General features: G+C 43.1%; 23 protein-coding genes. 13 read left to right on the forward strand and 10 right to left on the reverse strand.

Annotated features, from left to right (window positions below):
- Window positions 1–40 precede the first annotated feature (40 nt).
- Window positions 41–766 carry a folate-binding protein YgfZ gene (locus FTU03_RS12725; RefSeq protein ID WP_179993185.1) on the forward strand — a complete coding sequence of 242 codons (726 nt, stop codon included), beginning with the start codon at window positions 41–43 and terminating at the stop codon, window positions 764–766.
- 274 nt (window positions 767–1,040) lie between these two features.
- On the forward strand, window positions 1,041–1,838 hold the full coding sequence (locus tag FTU03_RS12730) for a tetratricopeptide repeat protein (protein WP_179993186.1): 798 nt from the start codon (window positions 1,041–1,043) through the stop codon (window positions 1,836–1,838).
- Between the two features lie 72 nt (window positions 1,839–1,910).
- On the opposite strand, the gene FTU03_RS12735 is transcribed toward FTU03_RS12730, so the two are convergent.
- The 3 genes from FTU03_RS12735 to FTU03_RS12745 form a co-directional block, all read right to left on the reverse strand.
- The gene (locus FTU03_RS12735; RefSeq protein ID WP_179993187.1) at window positions 1,911–2,837 is read right to left on the reverse strand and encodes an AEC family transporter; all 927 of its coding nucleotides are present in this window, start codon (window positions 2,835–2,837) and stop codon (window positions 1,911–1,913) included.
- A 58-nt stretch (window positions 2,838–2,895) separates the two neighbouring features.
- Window positions 2,896–4,005, reverse strand: coding sequence for an NADH:flavin oxidoreductase/NADH oxidase (locus FTU03_RS12740; protein WP_179993188.1), 1,110 nt, complete (start codon window positions 4,003–4,005; stop codon window positions 2,896–2,898).
- Window positions 4,006–4,109: 104 nt separating this feature from the next.
- Window positions 4,110–5,372, reverse strand: coding sequence for a carbohydrate porin (locus FTU03_RS12745; protein ID WP_179993189.1), 1,263 nt, complete (start codon window positions 5,370–5,372; stop codon window positions 4,110–4,112).
- A gap of 383 nt (window positions 5,373–5,755) precedes the next feature.
- On the opposite strand from FTU03_RS12745, the gene mutM reads away from it, so the two are divergent.
- Entirely contained in the window at window positions 5,756–6,616 is an 861-nt protein-coding gene (gene mutM, locus FTU03_RS12750) for a bifunctional DNA-formamidopyrimidine glycosylase/DNA-(apurinic or apyrimidinic site) lyase (protein ID WP_179993190.1), read from the forward strand.
- Complete coding sequence (locus tag FTU03_RS12755) at window positions 6,613–6,897, forward strand: peptidylprolyl isomerase (protein WP_004785172.1); 285 nt, start codon at window positions 6,613–6,615, stop codon at window positions 6,895–6,897. Before mutM ends, FTU03_RS12755 begins: the two co-directional genes overlap by 4 nt.
- A gap of 99 nt (window positions 6,898–6,996) precedes the next feature.
- Here the strand turns inward: FTU03_RS12755 and mscL are convergent, their stop codons facing one another.
- Both mscL and typA read right to left on the reverse strand, forming a co-directional pair.
- Window positions 6,997–7,440 (reverse strand): large conductance mechanosensitive channel protein MscL, encoded by a 444-nt coding sequence (gene mscL, locus FTU03_RS12760; protein WP_159123684.1) that lies wholly within the window; start codon window positions 7,438–7,440, stop codon window positions 6,997–6,999.
- A 147-nt stretch (window positions 7,441–7,587) separates the two neighbouring features.
- Entirely contained in the window at window positions 7,588–9,423 is a 1,836-nt protein-coding gene (gene typA, locus FTU03_RS12765) for a translational GTPase TypA (RefSeq protein WP_111884800.1), read from the reverse strand.
- 173 nt (window positions 9,424–9,596) lie between these two features.
- Here typA and FTU03_RS12770 point away from each other — a divergent pair, with 173 nt between their 5' ends.
- From FTU03_RS12770 to FTU03_RS12780, 3 genes are all read left to right on the forward strand, one after another.
- Window positions 9,597–10,967, forward strand: a complete 1,371-nt coding sequence (locus FTU03_RS12770; protein ID WP_179993191.1) for a uracil-xanthine permease family protein — start codon at window positions 9,597–9,599, stop codon at window positions 10,965–10,967.
- A gap of 66 nt (window positions 10,968–11,033) precedes the next feature.
- On the forward strand, window positions 11,034–12,068 hold the full coding sequence (locus FTU03_RS12775; protein ID WP_159123682.1) for a methyltransferase: 1,035 nt from the start codon (window positions 11,034–11,036) through the stop codon (window positions 12,066–12,068).
- A complete protein-coding gene (locus FTU03_RS12780; protein WP_179993192.1) occupies window positions 12,068–13,531 on the forward strand; it encodes an amino acid permease in 1,464 nt (487 codons plus the stop codon). The genes FTU03_RS12775 and FTU03_RS12780 overlap by 1 nt, the downstream gene beginning before the upstream one ends.
- Window positions 13,532–13,586: 55 nt before the next feature.
- On the opposite strand, the gene FTU03_RS12785 is transcribed toward FTU03_RS12780, so the two are convergent.
- Both FTU03_RS12785 and omp38 read right to left on the reverse strand, forming a co-directional pair.
- Entirely contained in the window at window positions 13,587–14,120 is a 534-nt protein-coding gene (locus FTU03_RS12785) for a peptidase C39 (RefSeq protein WP_179993193.1), read from the reverse strand.
- A gap of 103 nt (window positions 14,121–14,223) precedes the next feature.
- On the reverse strand, window positions 14,224–15,285 hold the full coding sequence (gene omp38 / locus FTU03_RS12790; protein ID WP_179993194.1) for an outer membrane protein Omp38: 1,062 nt from the start codon (window positions 15,283–15,285) through the stop codon (window positions 14,224–14,226).
- Window positions 15,286–15,660: 375 nt separating this feature from the next.
- On the opposite strand from omp38, the gene FTU03_RS12795 reads away from it, so the two are divergent.
- The 3 genes from FTU03_RS12795 to FTU03_RS12805 all read left to right on the forward strand — a co-directional run bounded on the left by FTU03_RS12795 (window position 15,661) and on the right by FTU03_RS12805 (window position 18,112).
- A complete protein-coding gene (locus tag FTU03_RS12795) occupies window positions 15,661–16,182 on the forward strand; it encodes a GspH/FimT family pseudopilin (protein WP_179993195.1) in 522 nt (173 codons plus the stop codon).
- 112 nt (window positions 16,183–16,294) lie between these two features.
- Window positions 16,295–17,470, forward strand: coding sequence for an acetyl-CoA C-acyltransferase (locus FTU03_RS12800; protein WP_179993196.1), 1,176 nt, complete (start codon window positions 16,295–16,297; stop codon window positions 17,468–17,470).
- A 186-nt stretch (window positions 17,471–17,656) separates the two neighbouring features.
- A complete protein-coding gene (locus FTU03_RS12805; protein ID WP_179993197.1) occupies window positions 17,657–18,112 on the forward strand; it encodes a VOC family protein in 456 nt (151 codons plus the stop codon).
- A 52-nt stretch (window positions 18,113–18,164) separates the two neighbouring features.
- Here the strand turns inward: FTU03_RS12805 and FTU03_RS12810 are convergent, their stop codons facing one another.
- The 3 genes from FTU03_RS12810 to FTU03_RS12820 all read right to left on the reverse strand — a co-directional run bounded on the left by FTU03_RS12810 (window position 18,165) and on the right by FTU03_RS12820 (window position 21,637).
- Entirely contained in the window at window positions 18,165–18,650 is a 486-nt protein-coding gene (locus FTU03_RS12810; RefSeq protein ID WP_179993198.1) for a DUF934 domain-containing protein, read from the reverse strand.
- A complete protein-coding gene (locus FTU03_RS12815) occupies window positions 18,643–20,286 on the reverse strand; it encodes a nitrite/sulfite reductase (RefSeq protein WP_159123674.1) in 1,644 nt (547 codons plus the stop codon). The genes FTU03_RS12810 and FTU03_RS12815 overlap by 8 nt, the downstream gene beginning before the upstream one ends.
- Before the next feature lie 226 nt (window positions 20,287–20,512).
- Entirely contained in the window at window positions 20,513–21,637 is a 1,125-nt protein-coding gene (locus FTU03_RS12820) for a CaiB/BaiF CoA-transferase family protein (protein ID WP_179993199.1), read from the reverse strand.
- Between the two features lie 213 nt (window positions 21,638–21,850).
- Here FTU03_RS12820 and FTU03_RS12825 point away from each other — a divergent pair, with 213 nt between their 5' ends.
- The 3 genes from FTU03_RS12825 (at window position 21,851) to FTU03_RS12835 (ending at window position 26,434) form a co-directional block, all read left to right on the forward strand.
- Complete coding sequence (locus tag FTU03_RS12825) at window positions 21,851–22,861, forward strand: AraC family transcriptional regulator (protein ID WP_004785199.1); 1,011 nt, start codon at window positions 21,851–21,853, stop codon at window positions 22,859–22,861.
- Between the two features lie 224 nt (window positions 22,862–23,085).
- Window positions 23,086–24,291 (forward strand): acetyl-CoA C-acetyltransferase, encoded by a 1,206-nt coding sequence (locus FTU03_RS12830; protein ID WP_159123672.1) that lies wholly within the window; start codon window positions 23,086–23,088, stop codon window positions 24,289–24,291.
- Window positions 24,292–24,301: 10 nt separating this feature from the next.
- Window positions 24,302–26,434 (forward strand): 3-hydroxyacyl-CoA dehydrogenase NAD-binding domain-containing protein, encoded by a 2,133-nt coding sequence (locus FTU03_RS12835; protein WP_179993200.1) that lies wholly within the window; start codon window positions 24,302–24,304, stop codon window positions 26,432–26,434.
- The last annotated feature ends 159 nt before the right edge of the window (window positions 26,435–26,593 follow it).

Below are 26,593 nucleotides of genomic sequence, written 5' to 3' on the forward strand. Positions count from 1 at the left end.
ATAGTTTGATTGATTTTTAGTATTCAAACTGAGGCTGATCATGGCAACATCTCCTGCTTTTACCTTATTTACGCTGAATGGAGTAGATGCGCAAAAATTCCTTCAGGGTCAAGTTACTTTAAATGTCGAAACTCTGGCTGAAAACCTGACTCGCTATACAGCGATCTGTAGCTTGAAAGGACGTATCCAGTTTGGTATCTGGTTGAAAAAAATTAATCCGGAAAGCTTTGAAATTGTCAGCCCTGAAGATCAGGCAGCAGAACTGGCCAGCCATATTAAAAAGTTTGGTGCATTTTCAAAAATGAAACTGGAACAGGTTGGCCCGGTTTATCCAGTTATTAATGATATCCAGACTGATTTTGTTGAAACTGAAACGGATATTACCCTTTGGCAACAGCAAGCTATTGCTTCAGGTCAGGCTTGGATTCAAGCAACTACTGCGACCCTGTTCCAGCCACAGGAATTGCGTCTTCATCAACGTGAAGGTATTCACTATGACAAAGGCTGTTATTTGGGTCAGGAAGTGATTGCTCGCTTATGGTTCAAAGCCAAGCCAAAACACTGGTTGCATTTGATTCAAGGTACAGGTGAAGCACCTGCTGTTGCGACCAAGCTGCACAATGACGTCGAAGTGGTCAATAGCATTGGTACAGATGAGGGTTATCAGGCTTTGGTAGTTGCCAAACCTGAAGCATTGGCTGAGCTGGACGTACAAGTTCTGGAATTACCTAAAGCTTTAAGTGGTGATGTGGCACGTCCACAATAATGACCTATTATCTTGATGCAAAAGCCAGAATTCAATTCTGGCTTTTTTTATTTTTATTAGAATAAACAGTTAAATAGACAAAGATTGACTGAATAAAACACACCTTAAACCGAGCACGCTTTTATTGATTCATCTCCTATATGATTCTCAAATAATTTGTAATTAGTCACATATTCAGTATTTACAAAGCCTGAAATCGTCTTATGATGTAGATGAAAACGACAAAAATCGCACCATGGAATTAGGTGTTAGAAAAATTAAGGTTATCGGAACAATGAAAAAATTAGTACTTGCTGCAATTCTTGCAGTGTCCAGCCAATTTGCCCTAGCAAACACTTCAAATGCCCCAGTTGACCCTCAATTTGCCAAAATTGAAGAAATGGTGAATGCCAAGAATTTCAAGGGTGCCTACGATGCTTTAAGCAAACTGGCCAGCCAGGGAAATGCACAGGCTATCTATAACTTAGGCTATTTAACGCAAACTGGCCAAGGCACTGCCAAGGACGAAAAAAAGGCTATTCAGCTATATGAGCAGGCCGCCAGCAAAGGTTATCCAGTGGCCAACTATGTACTGGGCAAGAATTATACCGGTGGTACTTTAGGCCTTAAGCAGGATTTGGGCAAAGCCAAACAATACCTGGAACGTGCATCGGCAGCCAATTTCGATGAAGCGACGGTAGATCTGGCGATACTTTTATTTGCTGAAGGTACAACAGCTTCTGACCAGCAGGCTTTGAAAAAATTACAGCCTCTGATTAGCAAGGGTAATATGCCGGCCATTCATGCCAAAGCCTTATATGACATCAGCAACGGCTTTAAAACCAAGAATGAAAAGCCGATCCAGCAAGGCTTGAGCAGTATTCAGGATCTGGCGAAAAAAGGCTATATCCCCGCCCTGATGGCGATTGGGAATATGTTTGCCAACGGTAGTATTGTTCCGCAAAACCTGCCTGAAGCGAAAAAGATCTTTGCAGCCCTGGCACAGGAAAATATCCCAAAGGCCAGAGAATCTCTAGCAGCAGTGGATAAAATGATTTCTGAACAGAAAAAAGCACCTGCCAAAAAAAGTTGATCAGGTCTGATCAAAATAAAAAAGCTCCAACAGGAGCTTTTTTATGGGCTATAGATTTATAAGCCAGCTTGTTTAACTCCACCACAAAGTAATAAGGCCACTGGCAACCACGAAACCTGCGATAGTACTCATCAATAAAGGGGTTAAGGTTCGCTCATTAAGGCCGTATGCTTGTCCTAACATACCGAAAATCGTTGGCATAGGCAGTGCTGCAATCAAAGTCCCAGCATAGATCATTTCCTGACTCAGCTGAGTCAGTCGACTAAGACCCAGATACATCAGAATCGGCATCAGGATATTGCTGGAAAATACCAAATAGAAACTTTGCAGATTCACATATTTCAGGCTCATGCCCACGATTCCGCCACCAATCGCAAACAGCGCCAAAGGTGAGGCAGTCTGTCCAATCATGGCAAAGACCTGGTCCAGATAAATTGGCAAGCGAATTTCAAAAATCGCACAGGCCATACCCAGCATCACCCCCATAAATAAAGGGTTCTTGAACAGCATGAGAATGGTACTTTTCACAAGACTACCCAGATTGGCTTGATGTTGGGTACCGAGTGCAGCCAGGATCAAGACCATCGGTATCAGAATCATGCTTTCAATAATGACCACCAATGAGGTATAGGTCATTGCATGCTGTCCCACCAATAAAGTGAGTACTGCTGTACCGATCAATCCGGTATTGGACATTGCTGCCCCTAAGGACAGAACAGCGCTATGTGAAGAGGTATTCCGGAACTGACGGTGCATCAGCCAGAAGCTGAAACCATAAAGTAATAAAGTGACAGAGGTATAGACCGCAAAGTATTCAAAATACCAGATTTCATGCAGATCTTTAGAGGCTAAAAACTGGAAGAACAGTAACGGCAAGGCCACTTTGATGACAAAGGCCCCTACCATTTCGACCTGTTCTTTTTTTAGAATTTGACATTTCACACTCAGGTAACCTAGTGCCAATAATAAAAATATGGGCACAATTACCGCAATAATCATATGAAATGTCCTGTTGTTTGAGATGCGTTATTATAAGCCTTTCTAAGAAAAAATAGCCTTAAAACGATTCAAACAACTGATTTAAGCCATGCGGTGCAGAACGTAAATATTGTGGAGAAATTGCTATTTTTTCATCCAGCGTTACTGCGGCATGCCAAGGCCAGCGTGGATCATAAAGCAAGGCACGTGCAATCGCGATCGCATCAGCCTGTTTATACTCCAGTATGCCTTCTGCCTGCTGTGCATCGGTAATCAAACCCACAGCAATGACTGGAATATTCACGTCCTTTTTAATCGCTTCAGCAAAAGGGACCTGATAATTCGGATGCACATCAATTTTCTGATCTACATGTAAACCTGCACTCGAAACGTGAATATAGACTGCACCCAGTTTCTCCAGTTCTTTGGATAGTTCGACTGAAGATTCTACATCCCAACTTTCTACGCCATCCATCCAGTCCGTTGCTGAGATACGAACACCAATTGGAAAACCTTCTGGTACGGCGGCTTTTATTGCTTCAAATACTTCAAGCGTCAGACGAATACGGTTTTCAAATGAACCGCCATATTGATCCTGACGATGATTCGATAACGGTGACATGAACTGATGCAGTAAATAACCATGTGCTGCATGTAGTTCAATCAGTGCAAAGCCAGCTTCAACCGCCCGCTTTGCACTGGCTGCAAAATCCTGAATTACTTGCTGGATTTCATCAACACTTAAAGACTTAGGTGGATGTTCATGAGTCTGGAAAGGAATATCACTGGCAGAGACAGTTTGCCAACCGAGTGAATGATCTGGGGCGAACTGCCCTTTGCCACCCCAAGGTTTATCTGTAGAAGCTTTACGGCCTGCATGTGCGAGTTGAATTGCAAAAGGCATAGGAGAAATTGACTTGACCTTTTGCAATAAGGTTTTGATCTGGCTGGCCTGCTGGTCATTCCAAAGCCCTAAATCGGCATAACTGATGCGACCTTCAGGTTGTACAGCGGTGGCTTCCACAATGCAAAGACCTGCACTGGATAAGGCATAATTGGCCCATTGTTGTTCATGCCAGTAAGTGATTTCACCTTGCTCGGTTGCAGAGTACTGACACATCGGGGCAATCACAATTTTATTTTTAAGTTGCAATGATCCAAACTGAACCGGCTGAAATAGTAGTGACACGCGGTATTCCCTCTTTTTGTGAAGTGGCTTTTCAGAACTTTTTACCAAAAAATAAAAAACAGGCTCTGATGAGCCTGTTTATTTATAACGTGATTAAATTCTTTTTAGAAGATCACTCGTGTAGTCAAACCTAACACCAATGCATTATCCACTTGATTGCTAGACCCCGGATTTATAACGTATTGCAGGTTTGGACGTAGCATCAGCCATTTTGTTGCGTTATAGCTGTAGTTGAGTTCGATATTGTATTCGGCACTCGCATCATAAATTGGACGTGAATCTGCAAAGCGGTCATTTACATGTACACGGTTAACCGCTAAACCCAATATATCATTCGGCTGGCTATCCACCAAACCAATATATTTCAGACCCAACTGTTGTGAATTATCTACTTTATTGGTATCACGATCATGCCAGGTAAAGTTAGCGAATGAGTGTAAACCCTGACGGTCATTACCCGTTGAAGTCAATTGCTGCTCTACAGCTAACCAGCCCGCAAAGGTGCGGTTTTTTCCTTCACCTGTCGCAACATCTTTCTGGTTGGCAACATCATCAGCAGTGTTATACATACCGCCTACACGATAGCTGCCAGGCAAACCATTTACCGATGATTTTGGTGTCCAGATTACTTCTGCAGGAATGGTCACACCATCAGCATTGTCGGTATCCAGACTCCAGCCCTGACCTTCTTTAGCACCATTGCCGTTATCAGGATTAAATTCATAAACACCGACTTGTACAGCAACTTCAGGATTTAACTGCTGTTTTACACGTGCACCCCATTGTGCGACTGGGGTATTCATCCAGATATTGCCCTGCCATTTACCCATCTGCGCAGCACAAAATGCTGTACTGGCAAAATCACAGGCCATCACATTAAAGTCCATACCGAGACCCAGACGACCAGCTTTAATGCTCAGTCCTTGATTCTTATAGTTCTTTTCAATTGAAAGTTCGGTTAAACGGCTGTCCTGGTTACCACGGCCAAATGTCCCTTGAACATTGGCCCATTGAGCTGCATCACCTTGTAAATCACGTACCGATGTACTTTGACCCTGACGCGCAGTCGCCACTGCACGAACAGTTACGCCATCCCAGCCAGCCAGTTTTTCCATATCTAACTGTGTACCGAGCCATAACTGTGCAGAAGTTAGAGGATCAGCCCCTTCATTACGTCCGCCATCAGCCAGATACGCTGTATCTGTCAGTAAGTTTGCTTCAAACTTGACACCTTGTTGAGCAAGTTCAGTACGTTTTCCATTCCAGTCACCTAATAGGTACTGTCCTTGAGGATCAAATGCAGATTCAGCCTGAGCAGAGGTCATGGCTGCCATCAATGGCAATAAAGCTAGACTTAACTTTTTCATATAAAACCTAAACATATGGAGAGAGTAAAGGCAGCCTGATGCATGCCCTGTATGACTTGATACAGAACGTTACATAACTTTTCACTTAAAAACGCAGCAATTTTTTTATTATTGGTAAAACTTTAAGTTATAAGAAAAGATATTTTATATAACAATAAATTCTATAGAATTTATATTTTTCAGTAAGTTAAATACTAAAAATCAAACAATATACTTCCTATTTTTATTATTTGGATCTAAAACCTGCTCAATATTAAAGTTTATTTTTTAACCAATTGTTCAAATATTTTTGAATATCCTGCCCATAATTTCTATTCAAACAGGACTTGCATTCAGACTTAAAACACCCAATATTAGCCACATGATAATAGCTACCAAGTGTTATGCCTGAATTACCTGAAGTTGAAACCACCAAAACCAGCCTCCTTCCCCTTCTTAATCAGCAAGTGTTAAAAGTTGAAGTGCGTCAGCCTAGTTTACGTTGGCCGATTCCTGATGATCTCGCCCGTCTGCAAGGACAGCGCCTGATTCAGCTTACGCGTCGTTCTAAATATATTCTGGCGCAATTTGAACAGGATACGATGCTCTGGCATCTGGGTATGTCAGGCAGCTTTCGCTTGTGTGAAGCCAATGAAGAATTGCGCAAGCATGATCATCTGATTATTCAGTTTGAAGAGATTCAGCTGCGTTACCATGACCCGCGCCGTTTCGGCTGTATTCTCTGGTTAGACGCTCAATCACAAAGCAAACTGATTGATACGCTTGGGCCGGAGCCATTAAGCGATGCTTTTAATGCCGAATATCTATTTGAAAAACTAAAAAATAAAAACGTTGGCACCAAAGTTGCAATTATGGATAACCATTTCGTGGTCGGCGTAGGCAATATCTATGCAACTGAAAGCCTGTTCAATATGGGTATTCATCCAGCCCAGCCAGCCTCAAGTTTGAGTTTCGAACAGATTGAAAAACTGGTGGTTGAGATCAAGCGTATTTTAAAACAGGCGATTGACTTAGGTGGTTCTACCTTACGCGACTATACCAATGCCATGGGAGAAAATGGTTATTTCCAACAGACGCTGCTGGCTTATGGCCGTGCAGGAGAAATGTGCGTGAACTGCGAAACCACACTGGAAAATATCAAACTCGGCCAGCGCGCATCCGTCTATTGTCCTGAATGCCAGCCGCTGAAAAAGGTAAAACTTTCACCTAAGCGCATGGCTGCCGTACGAGGTAAGAAATCATGAAGACTGCAATTGTCCGTCATATTCTGGTTAAGGATAAAGATACTGCCGAACAACTCAAAAAGAAAATTCTAGCAGGTGCAGATTTTTCTAAGATTGCCAAACAGTACTCGACTTGCAACTCTGCTAAACGCGGTGGTGAGCTCGGTGAAGTAAAAAAAGGCCAACTCGTTCCAGTGATTGATAAACTGGTTTTTACCGCTGCAGAACATGTTCTACATGGCCCAATCAAAAGTCAGTTCGGTTTTCATTTGGTCGAAATTAAGTTTCGGATGGATTTTTAATTCCTTTAGGGTTCCCTCTCCTCTCAGGAGAGGGTTAGGGAGAGGTCAGAAAATAAAAAAACGGCGCTTATACGCCGTTTTTTTATTTACTCCAAAAGCTTAAGCTTCCGGACGTTTTTTTAGCTCATCACGAATTTCACGTAACAATGCAATATCTTCCGGAGTCGCTTCAGGTTCAGGCGCTGCTTCTTCTGCTTTATCACGGCGCAGTTTGTTCATCAGTTTCACCAACCAGAATACAACCCATGCCAATAACAGGAAGTTAATGAGAATGGTCAAGAAATTACCATAAGCAAAGACATTCAGACCGGCTGCCTGTGCTTCAGCCAGATTGGTCACATTATTTGGATTATCGCCTAACACGACAAACCAGTTAGAGTAATCAACATCACCACCCAAGATCCAGCTCACGACAGGCATGATGATATCTTTCACCATAGAATCGATAATTTTACCAAAAGCACCGCCAATGATCACACCCACTGCGAGATCCATGACATTGCCTTTTACCGCAAATTCTTTAAATTCTTGAATAATGCTCATAAAGTCACCAGTATTTTTATACAATTTTGTGATGGATTATACATTAGTTAGGGATTTCTATTTAAAACTAATTTATTAAGTGTATGTAATTTCTACCCAATAAAAAAACCGCTAACCTAAGTCAGCGGTTTTTTTGAAACTGTAAAATTAACCGTTACGGTTACGTTTACGTTCGTTTTCAGTCAACCAGCGTTTACGGATACGGATTGACTTAGGTGTTACTTCAACTAATTCGTCGTCTTCAATGAATTCAAGCGCTTGTTCAAGCGTAAATTCAATGTGCGGAACAAGAGTCAACGCATCATCAGTACCAGAAGCACGTACGTTAGTTAGCTGTTTCGCTTTAGTTGGGTTAACAGTCATGTCGTCTGAACGTGAGTTAATACCAACGATCATACCTTCATAAACTTCTAACTGAGGTTTAGCGAATAGACGGCCACGGTCTTGTAAGCTGAATAGTGCATAGCCCAAGCAAGTACCTTGAACCATAGAAATCAACACACCGTTTTGACGTTTCGCAACAGTACCTTGTTTCATTGGACCGTAGTGCGAGAAGCTTGAAGTCATGATACCTGTACCTGAAGTCATAGTTAAGAATTCAGAACGGAAACCAATCAAACCACGTGAAGGAACTGTTGCTTCAATACGGATACGGCCTTTACCGTCAACTTCCATATTGGTCATTTCACCTTTACGGTGACCCATTTGTTCCATTACAGCGCCTTGGTGCTGCTCTTCAACGTCAAACGTTACGTTTTCGTATGGCTCTTGTTTTTCACCATCAATTTCTTTGATGATTACTTGTGGACGTGATACACCCATTTCGAAGCCTTCACGACGCATGTTTTCAATAAGAACTGAAAGGTGAAGCTCACCACGACCAGATACTTTGAAACGGTCAGGACTGTCAGTATCTTCAACACGTAATGCTACGTTGTGAATCAATTCACGATCTAGACGTTCACGGATATTACGTGAAGTTACGAATTTACCTTCTTTACCAGCAAACGGTGAGTTGTTTACTTGGAAAGTCATCGATACTGTAGGTTCGTCTACAGAAAGTGCAGGTAAAGCTTCAACTGCTTTTGGATCACAGATTGTGTCAGAGATATGAAGTTCATCAATACCCGTTACACAAACAATGTCACCAGCAGAAGCTGATTCAACATCGATACGCTCTAAACCATGGTAACCCATGATTTTTAAGATACGACCGTTACGTGTTTTACCGTCTTTGTCGATTACAGTTACAGGAGTGTTTAATTTCACTGAACCACGTTGAATACGACCAACACCGATAACACCTACGAAGCTGTTATAGTCAAGTGAAGACACTTGCATTTGGAATGGACCATCAACGTCAACCGCTGGTGGTTCAACGATGTCTACAATTGTTTCGAACAATGGAGTCATGTCTTCAGCAAGTTCTTCTGGAGATGGACCAGCCACACCACGAAGACCTGAAGCATATACAACTGGGAAGTCTAACTGTTCGTCAGAACCACCAAGGTTGTCGAACAAATCGAATACTTGGTCAATTACCCAGTCTGGACGAGCGTTTGGCTTGTCGACTTTGTTAATAATTACGATTGGTTTCAAACCACGTGCGAACGCTTTTTGCGTTACAAAACGAGTTTGTGGCATTGGGCCTTCTTGAGAGTCAACAAGAAGAAGTACGCAGTCAACCATTGACATTACACGTTCTACTTCACCACCGAAGTCGGCGTGTCCCGGGGTATCCACGATATTGATACGGTATTCAGTGTTAGTACGCTTGTCTAACCATTTGATTGCAGTGTTTTTTGCAAGAATGGTAATACCACGTTCACTTTCAATAGCGCCAGAATCCATTACACGTTCGATCTCACCTGCGCGATCGCCAAGAGCACCTGATTGCTGTAAAAGTTTGTCTACAAGAGTAGTTTTACCATGGTCGACGTGCGCGATGATGGCAATGTTACGGAGAGTTTTAATATCTGACATGTGAATTCGATACGCCTAAAGTTTGAGGGCAAATTATACAGAAAAAATATAGATTTTAGTAGTGACAGTTTATTGACAATCGCATTTTTTTTGACGACTGGCACGCTTTTGGTTTTGTAAAGCTGTGTAAACAGATTAGAATAGCGCCACCTAGCCTTAATTTTCAGTGCCGCATGTCTGATTTAAACCAATCTCCCGAAGCAAAAGATCAACTCGATTTAGTCTATGGATTGAATGATCGACCAAAACCTTTTATTGCTTTTCTCGCTGCGTTTCAACATTTATTGGCCATTATTGTCCCAATTGTGACGCCGGGTCTGCTGATCTGTTTAGCACTTGGTGTGTCAAAAGAAGACACCAATATGATTCTTTCGATGTCATTGGTGATCTCTGGTATCGCAACCTTTTTACAATGTAAAAAAGTCGGCCCATTTGGTGCAGGTCTACTGATTGTACAAGGAACCAGCTTTAACTTTATTGGTCCTATTATCGGTATTGGTTCTGCAATGGTTGCGGCAGGTACACCTGTAGAAGCAGTGATGGCATCTATCTTTGGTGTGGTAATCGTGGGTTCATTCATTGAAATGGGTGTATCACGAATCTTACCGTGGGTGAAAAAACTGATTACACCACTGGTTACAGGTATTGTGGTACTACTTATTGGCTTAACCTTAATCAAAGAAGGTTTAATTTCAATGGGTGGTGGTTATCAGGCGATGGGCGATAAAACCTTTGCCAATGCAGATAACCTCATCATGTCATGTACGGTTTTGGCTTTAATTATTTTACTCAACCGTGTACGTATTACATGGGTAAAAAGTTCTGCCATCCTGATTGCCTTAGTCGTGGGTTACATCCTTGCAGGCTTTATGGGTCATTTAAACTTTGATGGCTTAAAAGATGCACCTCTGGTTCAGATTCCTACCCCAATGCATTTTGGTTTAAGCTTCTCATGGAGCTTATTCATTCCAATGGCATTCATTTACCTGGTGACTTCACTAGAAGCCATTGGTGATATTACCGCAACATCAAAATTATCGAATCAGCCAGTGGATGGTCAAACCTGGATGAATCGCATTAAAGGTGGTGTGTTAGTGAATGGTGCTAACTCTCTGCTTGCAGGCTTATTTAATACCTTCCCAAGTTCAGTTTTCGCACAAAATAATGGTGTGATTCAATTGACTGGTGTAGCTAGCCGTTATGTTGGGATATGGATCGCAGCACTCCTTGTGATTCTAGGTCTACTGCCTGCTGTTGCAGGTGTGATCCAAGCCGTTCCTCAAGCTGTGCTTGGTGGCGCAGTGATGGTGATGTTTGGTGCAGTCGCTGCATCTGGGATTAATATCCTGTCTGGTATTCACTTAGACCGTCGTGCCCTGCTGATCATTGCAATCTCGCTTGCACTTGGCTTAGGCGTTGCACAGGTACCTCAGATTCTGGAACATCTTCCTGAATTATTCCGTAACATCTTTAGTTCCGGTGTTGCGACAGGCGGTATTGCAGCCCTCATATTGAATATTGTACTTCCTGAAGTAAAGAAGTAATTTCATGTCCAAAGAACACTGTCTGAGTTGGACTCGGACAGTGTTTTTTCTATTGGAGAAAGATCTATGGATCCTAAAAGCGAAGTTTTATTAAGACAATATGATTATTTGTCTGGTCGCGTATTGCTGGTAAATGCCCCGACCGATGAGCTTCTTGCTGAATGTGGTGAATCTATCCAGCCCTTTGTTTGGACATGGAATTATAATGATTTTCAATATTTCCAGTCACAGCAGGCCCAGATTCATTTCGGCGCAGAATTTCCTGATCAGGAATTTGATCAGGCAGTTATTTTCGTACCTAAATCAAAAGAATTATTGAATTATCTGATTCACAATATTGCAGCCCGATTAAAACAAGGCAGCAGTGTCTTTCTGGTCGGTGAAAAGAAAGGTGGCGTAGAGCGTGCGGCAAAGCAGCTACAGGCTTATGGTAAACTCATCAAGCTCGACAGCGCACGACATTGCCAATTGTGGCAATTGACTCTAGACTGCACGGTCGAAGCAAAAGCGTTGGCAGATTGGGCACAGACCTATACAGTGGCCACACCAAAAGGTGATTTGCAGATTTGTGCACTTCCAGGTGTATTCAGTCAGGATCATCTGGATGTAGGAACAGCGGTGTTCTTACCCTATTTATCTCAGGTGACCTCAGGCAAGATTGCCGACTTTGGCTGTGGTGCAGGCGTGATCAGTGCTTATTTAGCCAAACTGAATCCTGAGAACCGTATTTTTGCTCTGGACGTGGATGCCTTTGCCTTGGCTTCTACTCAAATGACATTTGAGAAAAATCAGCTCAGTCCTCAGCAGCTGGAAATTAAAGCTGTGTCAGGTATTGAAGATGCACCGCTCTTTTTACATGCCATTGTCAGCAATCCTCCTTTCCATCAGGGAATCCAGACCAATTATGCGGCCAGCGAAACTTTATGCAAGACTTCGCGTCGTCATCTCAAGTCTGGCGGGGAATTATGGATTGTGGCAAACCGTTTCTTAAATTATCCAATTTTAATTGAACAAAGTTTTGGCCAATGTACAGTCAAAACTGATCAACAAGGTTTTAAAGTGCTCTTCGCCAGCACTCAAAAAAATGCTAAGGAATCATGATGAGCGAAACTCAGAACAGCGTGCAGCTGCAGCGTAAGCTTGGTGCTCGTCATCTCAATATGATCGCGATTGGCGGGTCTATCGGTACAGGTTTATTCCTGGCCTCAGGTGCGACTATTGCCAGCGCAGGCCCGGGTGGCGCACTTCTCGCCTATGCCCTGATTGGCGTAATGATTTATTTCTTGATGACCAGCCTTGGAGAACTTGCGACTCATAATCCGACCTCGGGCGCATTCTTTACCTACGGCACCAAATATGTCGAAGGTGGTTTTGGTTTCGCTTTAGGCTGGAACTACTGGTACAACTGGGCGATTACCGTTGCCTTTGAACTGGTTGCCGTACAGTTCATTATGAAATTCTGGTTCCCTGATATTCCCGGCTTTTACTGGAGTGCGATCTTCCTCGCTGTGATCTTTGGAATTAATGCTCTCACAGTAAAAGGTTTTGGTGAGTCAGAATTCTTCTTCTCATTGGTGAAAGTACTGGCGATTATTGCCTTTATCATCATCGGGATCTGGATGATTGCCAAGATCATGCTCACACCGGGTGTTTCGGCATTTGCAAACTGGAGCGTAGGTGAAGCGCCTTTTGTAGGCGGTTTCCAGGCCTTGATTGGTGTTGCCATGATTGCCGGATTCTCATTCCAGGGAACCGAGATGGTTGGTGTAGCCGCTGGTGAATCTAAAGATCCGCAAAAAACCATTCCAGTCGCGATCAAGCAAATCTTCTGGCGAATCCTGCTGTTCTATATCGTATGTATTTTCATTATCGGTACATTGGTTGCTTATAATGATCCGCGTCTCTTACAGGCAGCTGCAACTGAAGATATTGCCCTTTCTCCATTCACTTTATTGTATGAGAAAGCAGGTTTTGCTTTTGCAGCCAGTATGATGAATGCGGTAATTCTGACTGCGATTCTGTCTGCAGGTAACTCAGGCATGTATTCTTCGACCCGTATGCTGTTCGATATGGCACGTAAAGGCAGTGCGCCTAAGCTGTTTGCCCATCTGGATTCACGCGGTGTACCGATGAATGCCCTGTATGCGACCACGGCGATTGCGGCACTATGCTTCTTGACCACATTCTTTGGCGAGCAGGAAGTCTTTAACTGGTTGCTGAATATGTCAGGTATGTGTGGCTTCATTGTCTGGCTCGGGATTGCGATCTCACATTACCGCTTCCGTAAAGGTTATCTGGCTCAAGGCTATCAACTTGAAGGTCTGGCCTATAGAGCTAAATTCTTCCCGTTCGCGCCTTGGTTTGCCTTCGTCCTTTGTTCAATTGTTGTTCTAGGTCAAAATTATCAAGCTATCCTAGATGGTGAGTGGTTGGCTGTCCTTTCTACTTATATCGGTATTTTATTATTCCTGGTGATCTGGCTGGGTTATAAGTGGAAATATAAAACCAAACTGGTTTCCTATCAGGAGATGGATGTTCGACCGATGAATATTGAAAAAGACTAAGTTCTCACCTTTATTAAAAAAGCAGCTCAAGTAGCTGCTTTTTTATATTCTGAAATCAGCTATGACGCATGACAAAATTACGGTCATCAATCACGATGACTTGCTGACAAATACCTTCTACTCGACGCTGCTGTTCGAAAACTTCTTTAGACATAGCATTAAAACTATCAAAGAAACTGATTTCTTTTTCATTGATTTCATAAATTAATGAATGGTTCCCTACCCCTTCCAGCGTATCGTAGAACACGATTACAAAACGGCCTTTATCTACTGATTTTTGAATATCTGTATAAGAAAGTGGATATTCATGAACAGACACTTTGAGTTCTTGTGCTTTTTGATAAAACTGGATTTCAAGCGGCTGTTTATCGGGATCAGTTTCTGTAAAAAATTCAACATCAAGCCCTAGTGTTTTAAGTGCAACAGCGAGTGCAATACTTGAAGCTCCCATCTCATCATTATACTGTGTCAATTGCACCAGATCAGGAATATGCAGATCTATTCCATAATGATGAAAGATCATCCAGATTGCATATATACCACTATTAGCTTCCAGACTTTGTAAGTCTTGAGGGAGTTCTATACTCATGCTTTAACTCCAAATCAGTTTCGAGCACCAAGTGTATGCAAAAAACAGCCATAAAAAAAGCGACTCAAAGAGTCGCTTTTTTTAATCACTGTTCAATAACGAATTATTGAGCAGCTGGTTGTTCAGCTAGAACAGTACGGCTACCAGTGATTGTCGCGAATACACGACGGTTCATAGCACGACCTTCTTTAGTGTTGTTGTCAGCAATCGGTTGATCCCAAGCGAAACCTTGAGTAGACAAACGAGATGCATCTACGTTGTATTCGTTAACAAGTGCAGATTTAACAGAGTTAGCACGAGCTAGAGATAAACGTTCGTTCAATGCACGTGGACCAGTGCTGTCTGTGTGACCTTCGATACGAGCAGTTGCGTTTGGATATTCAACTAGCTTCTCAGCAACTTTCGCGATTTCTGGTTTGTATTGGTCTTTGATGTTTGATTTATTCGTATCAAAGAACACGCGAAGTTCCATGTTCAGGTCTTCAGTCAACTCTTGTGGTGCTGGAGCTACTGGAGCTACTGGCTCAACTGGAGCAACTTCTACAACGTCAGCAGCTGGTTTCAAACGACCACCTAAAACTACGTTAAGACCAGCAAGTGCTGTATAGTTCCAGAATTTTTCGTCAAAGTGATAAGTACCACGAGCTTCAGTACGTAGCGCTAAAGCATCGTTGATGTGCCAGAATGCACCGATACCAGCATTACCTAGTGTACCTTCTTCTTCAAAACCACGACCAGTACGACCTAAAGCAGTTTCTGAAGCACCGTCAAACTCATATTTGTAGTGACCAGCACCTAACAATGCATATGGCTTGATTTTGCTGTCATAGTTGCCAGTAAATACGTCAGAAGTTGCATAGAAATTACCTGCAATGTTCTGGCCTTTGTATTCAGCACCTGGTAGATCTCGCATATCGCCTTTAACTTGGCTATATTCAGCTTCAAAACCTAACCATGGAGTTAGTTCAACACCAATTGCAGCACCAACAAATAGATCATCTTCCATTTCACCAGAAGTTGTTAGTTCGCCATCATCACCGCCATTGTTGTGTTGGGTGTCTTGCCAAGTATAACCTAACATTAATGGAGTAACAGTTACGCCTGCGTTTGCAGCAGCAAAAGGAGCAGCTACAAGCATTGCTAAAGCAATACGACTCATTTTCATGGATTTATCCTCCAGAGATAACAATTGTTGTTCAAGCTCAAGCCTTCTAATAGGCCATTCTGAGATAGGCTTTTTTTACCCCAGTGTTATTTTTAAGCTATTCACTGCGCATCATACAAACACTTTATTATTTTTCCAAGTGCTTGATTAATCTAATCAAGTAAATTATTGACAAAATTACTTACAATTTCCGTTGTAATTCAGTAATTTTTTACTCAATTTTTTGTTGTGAATCGCCTATTGTCATTGCCAATTTATTTTTAAGCGCCTTTTTGAATTTTGAGTAAGGCATTGCTTACTCGCTCAATTAAGCATAAAAAACGCACAATTAATAGCATGTTTCAAATAAAAATAATATATAAATCAGGTAACTCTATGTATAAAAAGATAACAAGAGCGTTCACTATTGTTGAGTTAATTATCTGTATTGCCCTTATCGCAATTGTGGTCACAATTGCCTTGCCTTATTTTCATGATTATTTATCCAAGCAGGAAGCCAAAAATATTCCGATGAAACTTACAGCAACCAATCGTTATGCACGCAGCCAGGCAGCTGTGTTTCACCAGAATATTGTGATTTGTCCCAGTCAAGATTCATTAACCTGCCAAGCAAACCAATGGAATAAAAATTTGCTGGTATTTATTGATAAAAACCGTAATCGTCAAGTCGACAATGACGAACAAATTTTACACATTGAACAACTTAATCTTAAATACGGTAACTTGAGTTGGCGAGGTGCTTTAAGTATGCCGAACGTAACTTATCAAGCCCAGACGGCTTTACCAATTGGATCGAATGGCAGCTTTTATTATTGTTCTACTCACCTTGCATCTCAGCAACGTATTGTCTTGAATAAAATGGGACATATCCGAATCGAACATCTGGCCTCCTGTTAATAAAACCCTAGAGTCTATGATTTATCCAGATTAGGACTTTAATCCTGTACTTTTTTCAATATACTGCTTAGGTTCGAGAAAAAATGATCAAAACTTATAGGGAGATATAACAATGACTGACATCGTAATTGTCAATGGCGCACGTACAGCGATGGGCGGCTTTCAAGGTAGCTTGGCTAGCGTTACTGCACCTGAGCTAGGCGCTGCCACCATCAAAGAAGCGATTGCGCGTTCAGGCTTGCAGCCAACCGATATTGAAGAAGTCATTATGGGTTGTGTACTCCCGGCAGGTTTAAAACAAGGTCCTGCCCGTCAAGCGATGCGTAAAGCGGGTCTGCCTGATTCTACAGGTGCCGTCACCATCAATAAATTATGTGGTTCAGGCATGAAAGCAGTTATGCAAGCGGCAGATATGATTAAGGCAGGTTCTGCAACTTATGTAGTTGCTGGTGGTATGGAATCCATGACCAATGCGCCATATGTATTGCCAAAAGCACGTGGCGGTTTCCGTATGGGTCATGGTGAAATCAAGGATCATATGTTCCTCGATGGTCTGGAAGATGCTGAAACTGGTCGCCTGATGGGCTCATTTGCTCAAGATATGGCGAATACAAAAGGCTATACACGTGAACAGATGGATGAGTTTGCAATCCGTTCACTGAAACGTGCTCAAACTGCAGTCAATGAAGGCTACTTTGCTGATGAAATCGTGCCAGTCACTGTTTCCACTCGTAAAGGTGATGTGGTCGTTGATAAGGACGAACAACCTTTCAATGCCAATATTGACAAGATTCCAACTTTACGTCCTGCTTTTGCAAAAGACGGGACCATTACGGCAGCAAATGCCAGCTCTATTTCAGACGGTGCCTCTGCCCTTGTGCTGACTTCAAGCGACAATGCAGCAACTAAAGGTTTAGCGCCTTTGGCTAAAATCATTGCTTATGCTTCAAACTCCCAGCATCCATCTGAATTCACGATTGCGCCAGTGGGTGCGATTCAGAAAGTTCTGGATAAAACTGGCTGGAAAGCTGAGGAAGTTGACCTTTGGGAAATCAATGAAGCGTTTGCTATGGTCACCATGTGCCCAATGGATGAGTTCAAGCTTGATCCTGAAAAAGTCAACATCAATGGTGGTGCATGTGCGCTCGGTCACCCGGTTGGTTCTACAGGTTCACGTATTATCCTGACCTTGATTCATGCATTGAAACGTACAGGCGGTAAACGTGGTATCGCTGCGCTATGTATTGGCGGTGGTGAAGCAACTGCGGTCGCAATCGAACTGATCTAATTCTTTTATAATCAATTCGTAGAGAGGGCTTTTATAGCCCTCTTTTTATTTTATAAATATTTCATTTTTTTATTATCTATCCATAAAGTAAATTCTTTTAATTACATTTTCATAAAGCTTCTTTATCAATCAGATTCAATTCAGGGCGTAAATTAAAGGGATTCAGAATAAGAAAAGGAATCCTGCATGCGACTTAATCACTATCTCAATTTCCAGGGTGAAACCGAAGCTGCCTTTACCTTTTATCGTTCGGTATTTGGTGGCGAATTTTCCAGTCTAACCCGTTATGGAGATACGCCTGGACAGCAAGGAATTGATTTATCAGATGAAGAAAAAAATCTGATTTTGCATATCTCACTTCCAATTAATGAATACACAGAGCTCATGGGCTCTGATATCAATGACAAACTCTGTACTGAAAATACACCAGCATTTAGTAAGGGTACTAATCACTATATTGCGATTATTTTAAGTGCCAATGAACAGGATGAAGCCAAACGACTCTATGAAGCTTTATCGGTGAATGGTCAAATCGAAATGCCTTTAGAAAAAACCTTTTGGGGTGCGCTTTATAGTGCCTTTACGGATCAATTCGGAGTGCAATGGATGATTAACTGCCTACTTGAAGAACGTGCACCCTAAGATTTAAATACAAAAAAGCCTCCAGATGGAGGCTTTTTTAGTTGAAGGTGAATTAAGCCCCAGTTTGATAATTCGGCGTCGGTACTGCTGTAGAAGCTTGGTAAGGATTGGTAAAATCACCCAAACCTGCAGCTGCTTCCTGAATATCTTTACCTTCTTTAATGACAAAGGTATCGAAACCAGAACGCTTCATGTAGTTCAAGACATCTTTGAACACATCACCAGTCGCACGCAGCTCACCCTGGAAACCTTGACGGCGAAGCAATGCAGCAAATGAATAACCACGGCCATCATTAAAACCTGCAAACTCAATAAAAATCGCATCAAGTTGCTCAAGCGGAAATTCATTGGTTTCAGGTGAAGCATCAACCGTTAAGTACAATGCTTTTTTACCAGAAATATTGGCAATCTGGTCTAACTGCTCTACAGTCAGAACTACATCACCCTGTGGCAATATACCATCTTCACCAATTAGCTGGTAAGTGTTATCTGCAATTGTGCCATCTTTAGAGAGCACTTGTAGTGCGGTATTAAGCATATGCGCGCTCCTTGAATGGTTGAATGCCGACACGACGATAAGTATCGATAAACTCTTCACCATCCTGACGCAAGTCAAGATAAGTATTCAGAATTTCTTCTACGATATCCGGCACCACTTCTGCAGCAAATGATGGCCCAAGAATGTCACCAATAGAGGCATCATGATCCGCATTACCACCTAAAGTGATCTGATAGAATTCAGCGCCTTTTTTATCTACACCCAGTATTCCGATGTTACCTACATGGTGATGACCACAGGCATTCATACAACCTGAAATGTTCAGGTCCAGTTTACCCAAGTTGTAAATGGTATCCAGATCATCAAAACGGCGTGAAATCGCTTCAGAAATTGGAATGGATTTCGCATTCGCTAGTGAGCAGAAGTCACCACCTGGGCAGCAGATAATGTCAGTCAAGAAACCGATATGCGCACGTGCCAGGTTATGCTGATCCAGCGTCTGCCACAATTCGAACAGGTCTTTTTGTGGTACATCTACCAGCGCAATATTTTGCTCATGAGTCGTACGCAGTTCACCGAAGGTGTACTTGTCTGCAAGATCTGCAATCAGGTTCATTTCCTCAGTGGTCACATCACCCGGTGCAATGCCTGCACGTTTCAGTGAAATCGTGACAATACGATAACCTTTCACTTTATGTGCATTGGTATTGATGTTGAACCATTGCTTAAACTTCGGATACTGAGCAAACAGCTCTGTGAAGTCTTCATCTGCATAATCTTGGTAATCAAATGGAGTAAAGTTTTCATCCATTCTCGCCAGCGTTTCAGCATCAATCTTCAACGTTTTAACAGTATGTGCAAATTCGGCTTCAACTTTCTCAGCAAAGACTTCAGGCGTCAGAGCTTTTACCAAGATTTTGATACGCGCCTTATATTTGTTGTCGCGACGGCCGTGCAGGTTATAGACACGTAGTACTGCTTCAAGATAAGCAATCAGGTCTTCACGTGGTAGGAAGTCACGAATAAAACTACCAATTACTGGCGTACGGCCCAAGCCACCACCGACTTTAATTTTATAACCGATTTCTCCAGCTTCATTTTTTACGATATAGACACCGATATCGTGGAATGAAGTTGCTGCACGGTCAATCTCTTCCAGCGCAGATACCGCAATCTTGAACTTACGTGGCAGGAAAGCAAATTCCGGGTGGAAAGTTGACCATTGACGGATCAATTCACAGGTCGGACGTGGATCTGCAATTTCACCTGCCACCACACCTGCATACTGGTCAGTGGTAGTATTACGGATACAGTTCCCTGAAGTCTGGATCGCATGCATTTGCACGGTTGCCAGTTCAGCCAGCATATCAGGCACGTTTTCTAGTGCAGGCCAGTTAAACTGGATATTCTGACGGGTTGAAACGTGTGCATAGCCACGATCATACTCTTTCGCCAGATCAGCCACTTTACGAAGTTGTTTAGAATTCATCAGGCCATAAGGTACCGCAATACGCAACATAGGCGCATAACGTTGTACATAAAGACCATTTTGAAGGCGGAGCGGACGGTATTCATCTTCCGTCAATTTGCCCGCTAAATAACGTTCCGTCTGGTCACGGAACTGTGCAACACGTTCATTAATCAGTTGCTGATCGAAATCAGTATATAAATACATGGCGTACAGCTAGTAGTTTCTATTATATCGTCGGCAAGGATAACGACATTGAATCTATCAATAAAATGCTTTTTATACATATTTCATAGCGATTTTATTGATAAGCCTAGCAAACTTTCAATGATATAAAGCTTTAGATCAGCTTCTTCTGATTTTTAACGTGAATGATTTATTTTTTAAATCTTTAGCAGTTTTTTTCATAAACCAAAATGAGAAAGTCGCTCAATTACCACTCTTTGGTTTCGCCTAAAGCCTGACCAATAAATTGATATCGCATAGTTGATCTTGAAAACTTGATCGGGCAAGCCAGTTGAGCTTCGGTTTGCTCCCGCTGATCAGCTTTAACAGGCACCTGTACCACCCATTCACGTTGCTGCGCCAGTTCAGAATGCAGGGCTTCATCAAGCTTTAATACAGGTTCGACACAGAAATCCGCCTGAGAAAATAAGGCTTGCCAGTGAGATAGAGGTTGGGATCTTATTTTATCGCGAATCGCCTGTTTTACTAAAGCATGATCTTCAGGTGCGAAAGAAGCACCTTTTTCCAGAATAATCGGCAAATCCAGCAATTGTGCCAGACCTTGCATGAATTGAGGCTCCAAACTGCCTACTGACAAATAGCGATTATCCTGAGTCTGATAATAGTCATAAAAGGTACCGCCATTTAAGTAACCGGATTCAATCTGCTGGTGCTGATTACCCGCCAGACTGGCAGAAGCTGCCATATTATTTAATGTCGCCGCGCAATCGGTCATGGAAATATCAATATATTGTCCTTGACCACTGCTCTGCCGCTCAATCACCGCTGCCAGAATGGCAACCAGCGCATGCATAGAGCCACCCGCGACATCGGCAATCTGGATTCCCATTGCCGGTGGTCCGCTTTCGATCCGGCCACTATGTCCGGCAATCCCAGATAAAGCCAAATAGTTAATATCATGCCCTGCCCGATCTTTATAAGGGCCAGTCTGACCATAACCAGTAATCGAGCAATAAATTAAGCGTGGATTGAGCGCACTGAGTGTTGAATAATCCAGGCCAAGCCGTTGCATCACACCTGGGCGAAATTGCTCTACGACAATGTCATAATCTGCAATTCGGGATTTGATTTGTTCAATATGTTCGGGATTCTTTAAATCCAGTGCGACAGAATGTTTGTTTCTGTTCAGATAATTATGCGTTGTGGCCTGTCCATGTGCAAAAGGTGGCATTAAACGTACCAGATCAGGACGTGTGGGTGATTCAATATGCACAACTTCTGCACCCATGTCTGCAAGATATAATGTGGCAAATGGACCAGGTAATAATGTAGAAAAATCTAATATTTTCAAACCTTTTAATGCATATGACATTGGAGTTATTACTCTATTTATATCGCTTTTTGCCTCATCATAAGAACATAAATGCCCAAAAACAATGTCATGTTCAGCCATTTACCTTGATAGTTTCGGCAATTTAACATGTAAGAAAATGGTAATTGGATTCTTGTAAATTGCCATTGATTTTTTATTTTTTGTCATTTAGGTCAAATATTAGTGAACATTAAAGAGACTGAAGGATTAAACATGAGTCGTGATACGATCAGTATCCATTTCGTCAATGCAGCCTTATACGGCGTTAAGCGCCTGGGCATGGATGTCGATACTTTATTGTCTCACGTTGGGATTGAAGCCGAGCTTCTGCATCAGCCCAAGGCGCGTATTTCGCCTGAACAATATACCCGTTTTATCAAGATGCTCTGGATGGTGACTCAGGACGAACATGTCGGTTTTGACAAGCAGCCGCGTCGTCTTGGCACTTTCGCGATTATGTGTCAGCTGATTATTCATGCCAAAACACTGGGCGATGCACTCGAGCTTTCTTCTCAATTCTACAAACTCTTTGGTGATGACTGGTCTGTAACCCTGGAACGTGACAAGCATGAAGCGCGCCTGGTTCCCCTGATCCCAAATTCGATGGATCCGGAACACTTTATTACTGAAAGTATGTTGATGATCTGGCATGGTCTGGCATCGTGGTTAATTGAACGTCGTCTGCCGCTGGAACGTGTACATTTCAGCTACCCTCGCCCTGCGCATGCAGATGAATACGATGCGCTGTTCTTTGCACCTGTGATGCAGTTCGATATGCCGCGTACTGAAATTACCTTTGCAGCGGATTATCTGGATTTGCCAATTCGCCAGAATGAAGAAACTCTGGAAGAATTCCTGAAAGCAGCACCTGCTCAACTTCTCGTTAAATTTAAAAATACCAACTCGCTGACTTCGCGGATCCGGGATGTATTGAAGAGCCAGATCGGTGAAGAAATGCCGACCTTAAACGATGTTGCATCGATGCTCTATCTATCCCCACAAACCCTGCGTCGCCGTCTTGCTGCCGAAGGCAAGAGCTATCAGGGCGTGAAAGATGCGCTACGTCGCGATGCTGCGATTCACCTGTTATTGAATCCGGATTTAACGTTGGAAGACGTGGCACAACAGGTGGGCTTTAGTGAAACCAGCACTTTCCACCGTGCTTTCAAAAAATGGACAGGGGTAACACCAGGCCTATACCGTCAGTTACACGGTTACCATTAAAAACCTTGCTCTAAAAATGTATACTTGAAAAGTATCGTTTATTAAGCGCTACAAGCCCCTAGCCCAAGCTCCAGACTTGGGCTTTTTTATGCCCGCTTTTTAATCCATCAAGACTGACCAAATTGCTCAAATGATCTGGTCCGTTCTCGTCATTGCACTTCAAGATTTAATCATTACACTCGAAGCATTAGAACAATTTCAGTAAAGCAAGAAAAGGATATTGTATGAGCGAGGCCTATATTATTGATGCCATTCGCACGCCACGCGGAAAGGGAAAAAAAGACGGATCATTACATGAAGTTAAACCAATTAGTTTACTGACTACGCTCTTAAATGAACTGAAAGAACGCCATAACCTGGATACATCTCAGGTGGATGATATTGTGCTGGGCTGTGTGACTCCAATCGGTGATCAGGGTGCAGACATTGCCAAAACTGCTGCAATTGCCGCAGGCTGGGACAATGATGTGGCTGGCGTTCAGATCAACCGTTTCTGTGCTTCGGGTCTGGAAGCTGTAAATCTGGCAGCACAAAAAGTTCGTTCAGGCTGGGAAGATCTGGTCGTTGCGGGTGGTGTTGAATCCATGTCTCGCGTTCCGATGGGTTCTGATGGCGGCCCGTGGGCATTAGATCCTGAAACCAATATGGCTTGCGATTTTATTCCACAAGGCATAGGGGCTGACCTGATCGCGACCATTGATGGTTATAGTCGTGCAGATGTAGATCAATTCGCCGAGCAATCACAAAAGAAAGCGGCAGCAGCCCAAGCGAATGGTTATTTTGATAAATCTATTATTCCAGTGAAAGATAAAGCTGGCGTCGTGATTCTAGACAAAGATGAATTCATTAAACCGACAACAACTGCAGAAGGCTTAAGTGCATTAAAGCCAAGTTTTGCAACGATGGGCCAGATAGGCTTTGATGCTATCGCCCTACAGAAATATCCGGAAGTAGGCTCTGTAAACCATGTCCACCATGCAGGTAATTCTTCAGGCATCGTAGATGGTGCAGCAGTCGTATTACTTGCCTCCGAACAGGCAGTGCAACAGCAAAATCTCAAGCCACGCGCCAAAGTACTGGCAACAGCGCTAGTTGGTGCCGATCCAACCATTATGCTGACCGGCCCTGCCCCGGCTGCACGTAAGGCTTTAGCCAAAGCCGGACTCACTATTGATGATATTGATCTGTTTGAAGTCAATGAAGCTTTCGCTGCTGTGGTGATGCGCTTTATTAATGAAATGAAAGTTGATCCTGCCAAAGTCAATGTCAATGGTGGTGCCATTGCCATGGGACATCCACTCGGTGCGACCGGCGCCATGATTCTAGGCACTTTACTGGATGAACTGGAACGTCAAGGTAAGAAACGTGGACTGGCTACCCTGTGTGTGGGTGGTGGTATGGGCATCGCAACCATTATTGAGTTGGTATAAGGAGATAAGCATGAGCGCAATTCAATATCAAAAAATTGAAGATCACATTGTCATTCTGACCTTTGATTCTCCGAACCAGTCCGCCAATACCATGAATGCCGACTTTCGCGCGGCTCTGGAAGAAGTCGTTGCCCAGTTACAAGCAGATGAACAGATCGCCGGGATTATTTTCCGATCAGCAAAAAAAACATTCTTTGCTGGCGGTGATCTAGATGAGTTAATTCAGGCGACGCCTGAACATGCCACCGAATTCTTCAATATGATTGAAGACATGAAAGCCAAACTGCGTTATATCGAAACGCGTGGTATTCCAGTAGTGGCAGCTTTAAATGGTACAGCCTTAGGCGGTGGTTGGGAAATTGCTTTATGTGCCCATCATCGTATTGCGCTGAATGATGCCAAAACCAAGTTTGGTTTACCTGAAGTCACTTTAGGCTTGCTGCCAGGCGGTGGCGGTATTGTCCGCATGGTTCGTCTGCTAGGCCTGCAAAATGCCTTACCTTTGCTGATGGAAGGCAAACAGTTCGGTGTAGAGAAAGCCAAGTCTTTGGGACTGGTGCATGACACAGCCGACTCACTGGATGAGTTACTAGATAAATCTATAGCCTGGATTAAACAACATCCGCAATCTCAACAGCCTTTCGATGTAAAAGGCTACAAAATTCCGGGAGGCTCTCCTTCTTCGCCTGCCGTTGCACAGATGCTGGCCATTGCTCCTGCGATGTTGCGTGATAAAACCAAGGGTTGTTATCCAGCACCAGAATCTATTCTCTCCGCTGCGGTTGAAGGTGCTCAGGTTGATGTCGATACTGCGCTAAGAATTGAGTCGCGTTATTTCACCTATCTCGCTACCGGCCAGATTTCCAAGAACATGATCGGTACATTCTGGCATGGCATGAATGCCATCAAGTCGGGTGCCAGCCGTCCTAAAGACTTTGCGCCATGGAAAGCTACTAAAGTAGGTGTTTTGGGTGCAGGCATGATGGGTGCTGGTATTGCCTATGTCACTGCCAGCAAAGGCATTCAGGTGGTGCTGAAAGATATTTCGGTCGAAGCTGCTGAAAAAGGCAAAGCCTATAGTCAGAAATTATTAGATAAAAAAGTGGCTCAAGGCCGCTTAACAGCTGAAAAACGTGACCAGATTTTAAGTCTGATTCACACCACAACAGAAGCAGCAGATTTGCAAGGCTGTGACCTGATCATTGAAGCAGTATTTGAAAATCAGGAACTCAAAGCCAAAGTTACTCAGGAAGCAGAGCAATATTTATCAGCCAACGGTGTAATGGCCTCTAATACCTCGACTCTACCCATCAGTGACTTGGCTCAAGCCTCTCAAAATCAGGCGAATTTTATCGGTCTGCATTTTTTTAGTCCAGTCGACAAAATGCAACTGGTCGAGATCATTAAGGGAAAAAATACTTCAGCAGAAACACTGGCCAAGGCATTTGACTATGTGCAGCAGATTGGCAAATTACCGATTGTAGTGAATGACAGTCGTGGCTTCTTTACCAGCCGTGTCTTTGGCACCTTTGTACAGGAAGGATTACGTTTGCTTGCCGAAGGGGTGCATCCAGCCCGTATCGAAATGGCTGCGCTGAAAGCCGGTATGCCAGTCGGACCACTTGCTATTCAGGATGAAGTCTCTCTAACACTTTCTGAGCATGTGGCTGCAGAAAGCCGTAAGGCTCTGGCTGCACAAGGCAAAGAACGTCCAAGCACCGATGCAGATGCCGTGATTCAAACCATGATTCATGAGTTTAACCGTAAAGGCAAAGCTGCTGGTGCAGGTTTTTATGATTATCCTGAAGGAGGCAAAAAGCAGCTGTGGTCTGGCCTAGAGCATTGGCATAAACAGGTGGATATTTCTGAACAGGAAATGATTGACCGCTTCCTGTTTGTTCAAGCCCTCGATACTGTGCGCTGTCTGGAAGAAGGTGTGCTGGAGTCAGTAGTCGATGCGAATATCGGGTCAATCTTTGGAATTGGTTTTGCCGCCTGGACGGGAGGTGCTGTGCAGTTCTTGAACCAGTATGGTTTAACCAAAGCCTTGAATCGTGCTGAAATCTTGGAACGTAAATATGGCGAACGTTTCAAAGCGCCACAGTTACTCAAACAGAAAGTTGCTGAAGGTCAGCGCTTTTAAAAACTGAATCTAGAAAAAAGGGGAGCAAATGCCACTGCTGTCCCATAGTTTGCTTTAAATAAAAAAACCTGAGTCCTAACAGTTAAAATATGAGTGCAAACAAACACTTTAACGACCAGGATTCAGGTTTTGTCACATCAGAATACCGTATTTCATGAG

Origin of the sequence: Acinetobacter sp. YH12046 (assembly GCF_013419905.1) — a bacterium.
Lineage (GTDB): Bacteria > Pseudomonadota > Gammaproteobacteria > Pseudomonadales > Moraxellaceae > Acinetobacter.

Excerpts from the sequence above, each read along its gene's own strand:
- FTU03_RS12735 (WP_179993187.1), bottom strand. The coding sequence starts at position 2,837 with ATGATTATTGCGGTAATTGTGCCCATATTTTTATTATTGGCACTAGGT.
- FTU03_RS12755 (WP_004785172.1), top strand. The coding sequence starts at position 6,613 with ATGAAGACTGCAATTGTCCGTCATATTCTGGTTAAGGATAAAGATACT.
- FTU03_RS12835 (WP_179993200.1), top strand. The coding sequence starts at position 24,302 with ATGAGCGCAATTCAATATCAAAAAATTGAAGATCACATTGTCATTCTG.
- FTU03_RS12815 (WP_159123674.1), bottom strand. The coding sequence starts at position 20,286 with ATGTATTTATATACTGATTTCGATCAGCAACTGATTAATGAACGTGTT.
- omp38 (WP_179993194.1), bottom strand. The coding sequence starts at position 15,285 with ATGAAAATGAGTCGTATTGCTTTAGCAATGCTTGTAGCTGCTCCTTTT.
- FTU03_RS12785 (WP_179993193.1), bottom strand. The coding sequence starts at position 14,120 with ATGAGTATAGAACTCCCTCAAGACTTACAAAGTCTGGAAGCTAATAGT.
- FTU03_RS12825 (WP_004785199.1), top strand. The coding sequence starts at position 21,851 with ATGAGTCGTGATACGATCAGTATCCATTTCGTCAATGCAGCCTTATAC.
- FTU03_RS12775 (WP_159123682.1), top strand. The coding sequence starts at position 11,034 with ATGGATCCTAAAAGCGAAGTTTTATTAAGACAATATGATTATTTGTCT.
- FTU03_RS12800 (WP_179993196.1), top strand. The coding sequence starts at position 16,295 with ATGACTGACATCGTAATTGTCAATGGCGCACGTACAGCGATGGGCGGC.
- FTU03_RS12725 (WP_179993185.1), top strand. The coding sequence starts at position 41 with ATGGCAACATCTCCTGCTTTTACCTTATTTACGCTGAATGGAGTAGAT.
- FTU03_RS12810 (WP_179993198.1), bottom strand. The coding sequence starts at position 18,650 with ATGCTTAATACCGCACTACAAGTGCTCTCTAAAGATGGCACAATTGCA.
- FTU03_RS12795 (WP_179993195.1), top strand. The coding sequence starts at position 15,661 with ATGTATAAAAAGATAACAAGAGCGTTCACTATTGTTGAGTTAATTATC.
- typA (WP_111884800.1), bottom strand. The coding sequence starts at position 9,423 with ATGTCAGATATTAAAACTCTCCGTAACATTGCCATCATCGCGCACGTC.
- mscL (WP_159123684.1), bottom strand. The coding sequence starts at position 7,440 with ATGAGCATTATTCAAGAATTTAAAGAATTTGCGGTAAAAGGCAATGTC.
- FTU03_RS12820 (WP_179993199.1), bottom strand. The coding sequence starts at position 21,637 with ATGTCATATGCATTAAAAGGTTTGAAAATATTAGATTTTTCTACATTA.
- FTU03_RS12745 (WP_179993189.1), bottom strand. The coding sequence starts at position 5,372 with ATGAAAAAGTTAAGTCTAGCTTTATTGCCATTGATGGCAGCCATGACC.
- FTU03_RS12770 (WP_179993191.1), top strand. The coding sequence starts at position 9,597 with ATGTCTGATTTAAACCAATCTCCCGAAGCAAAAGATCAACTCGATTTA.
- FTU03_RS12805 (WP_179993197.1), top strand. The coding sequence starts at position 17,657 with ATGCGACTTAATCACTATCTCAATTTCCAGGGTGAAACCGAAGCTGCC.
- mutM (WP_179993190.1), top strand. The coding sequence starts at position 5,756 with ATGCCTGAATTACCTGAAGTTGAAACCACCAAAACCAGCCTCCTTCCC.
- FTU03_RS12780 (WP_179993192.1), top strand. The coding sequence starts at position 12,068 with ATGAGCGAAACTCAGAACAGCGTGCAGCTGCAGCGTAAGCTTGGTGCT.
- FTU03_RS12830 (WP_159123672.1), top strand. The coding sequence starts at position 23,086 with ATGAGCGAGGCCTATATTATTGATGCCATTCGCACGCCACGCGGAAAG.
- FTU03_RS12730 (WP_179993186.1), top strand. The coding sequence starts at position 1,041 with ATGAAAAAATTAGTACTTGCTGCAATTCTTGCAGTGTCCAGCCAATTT.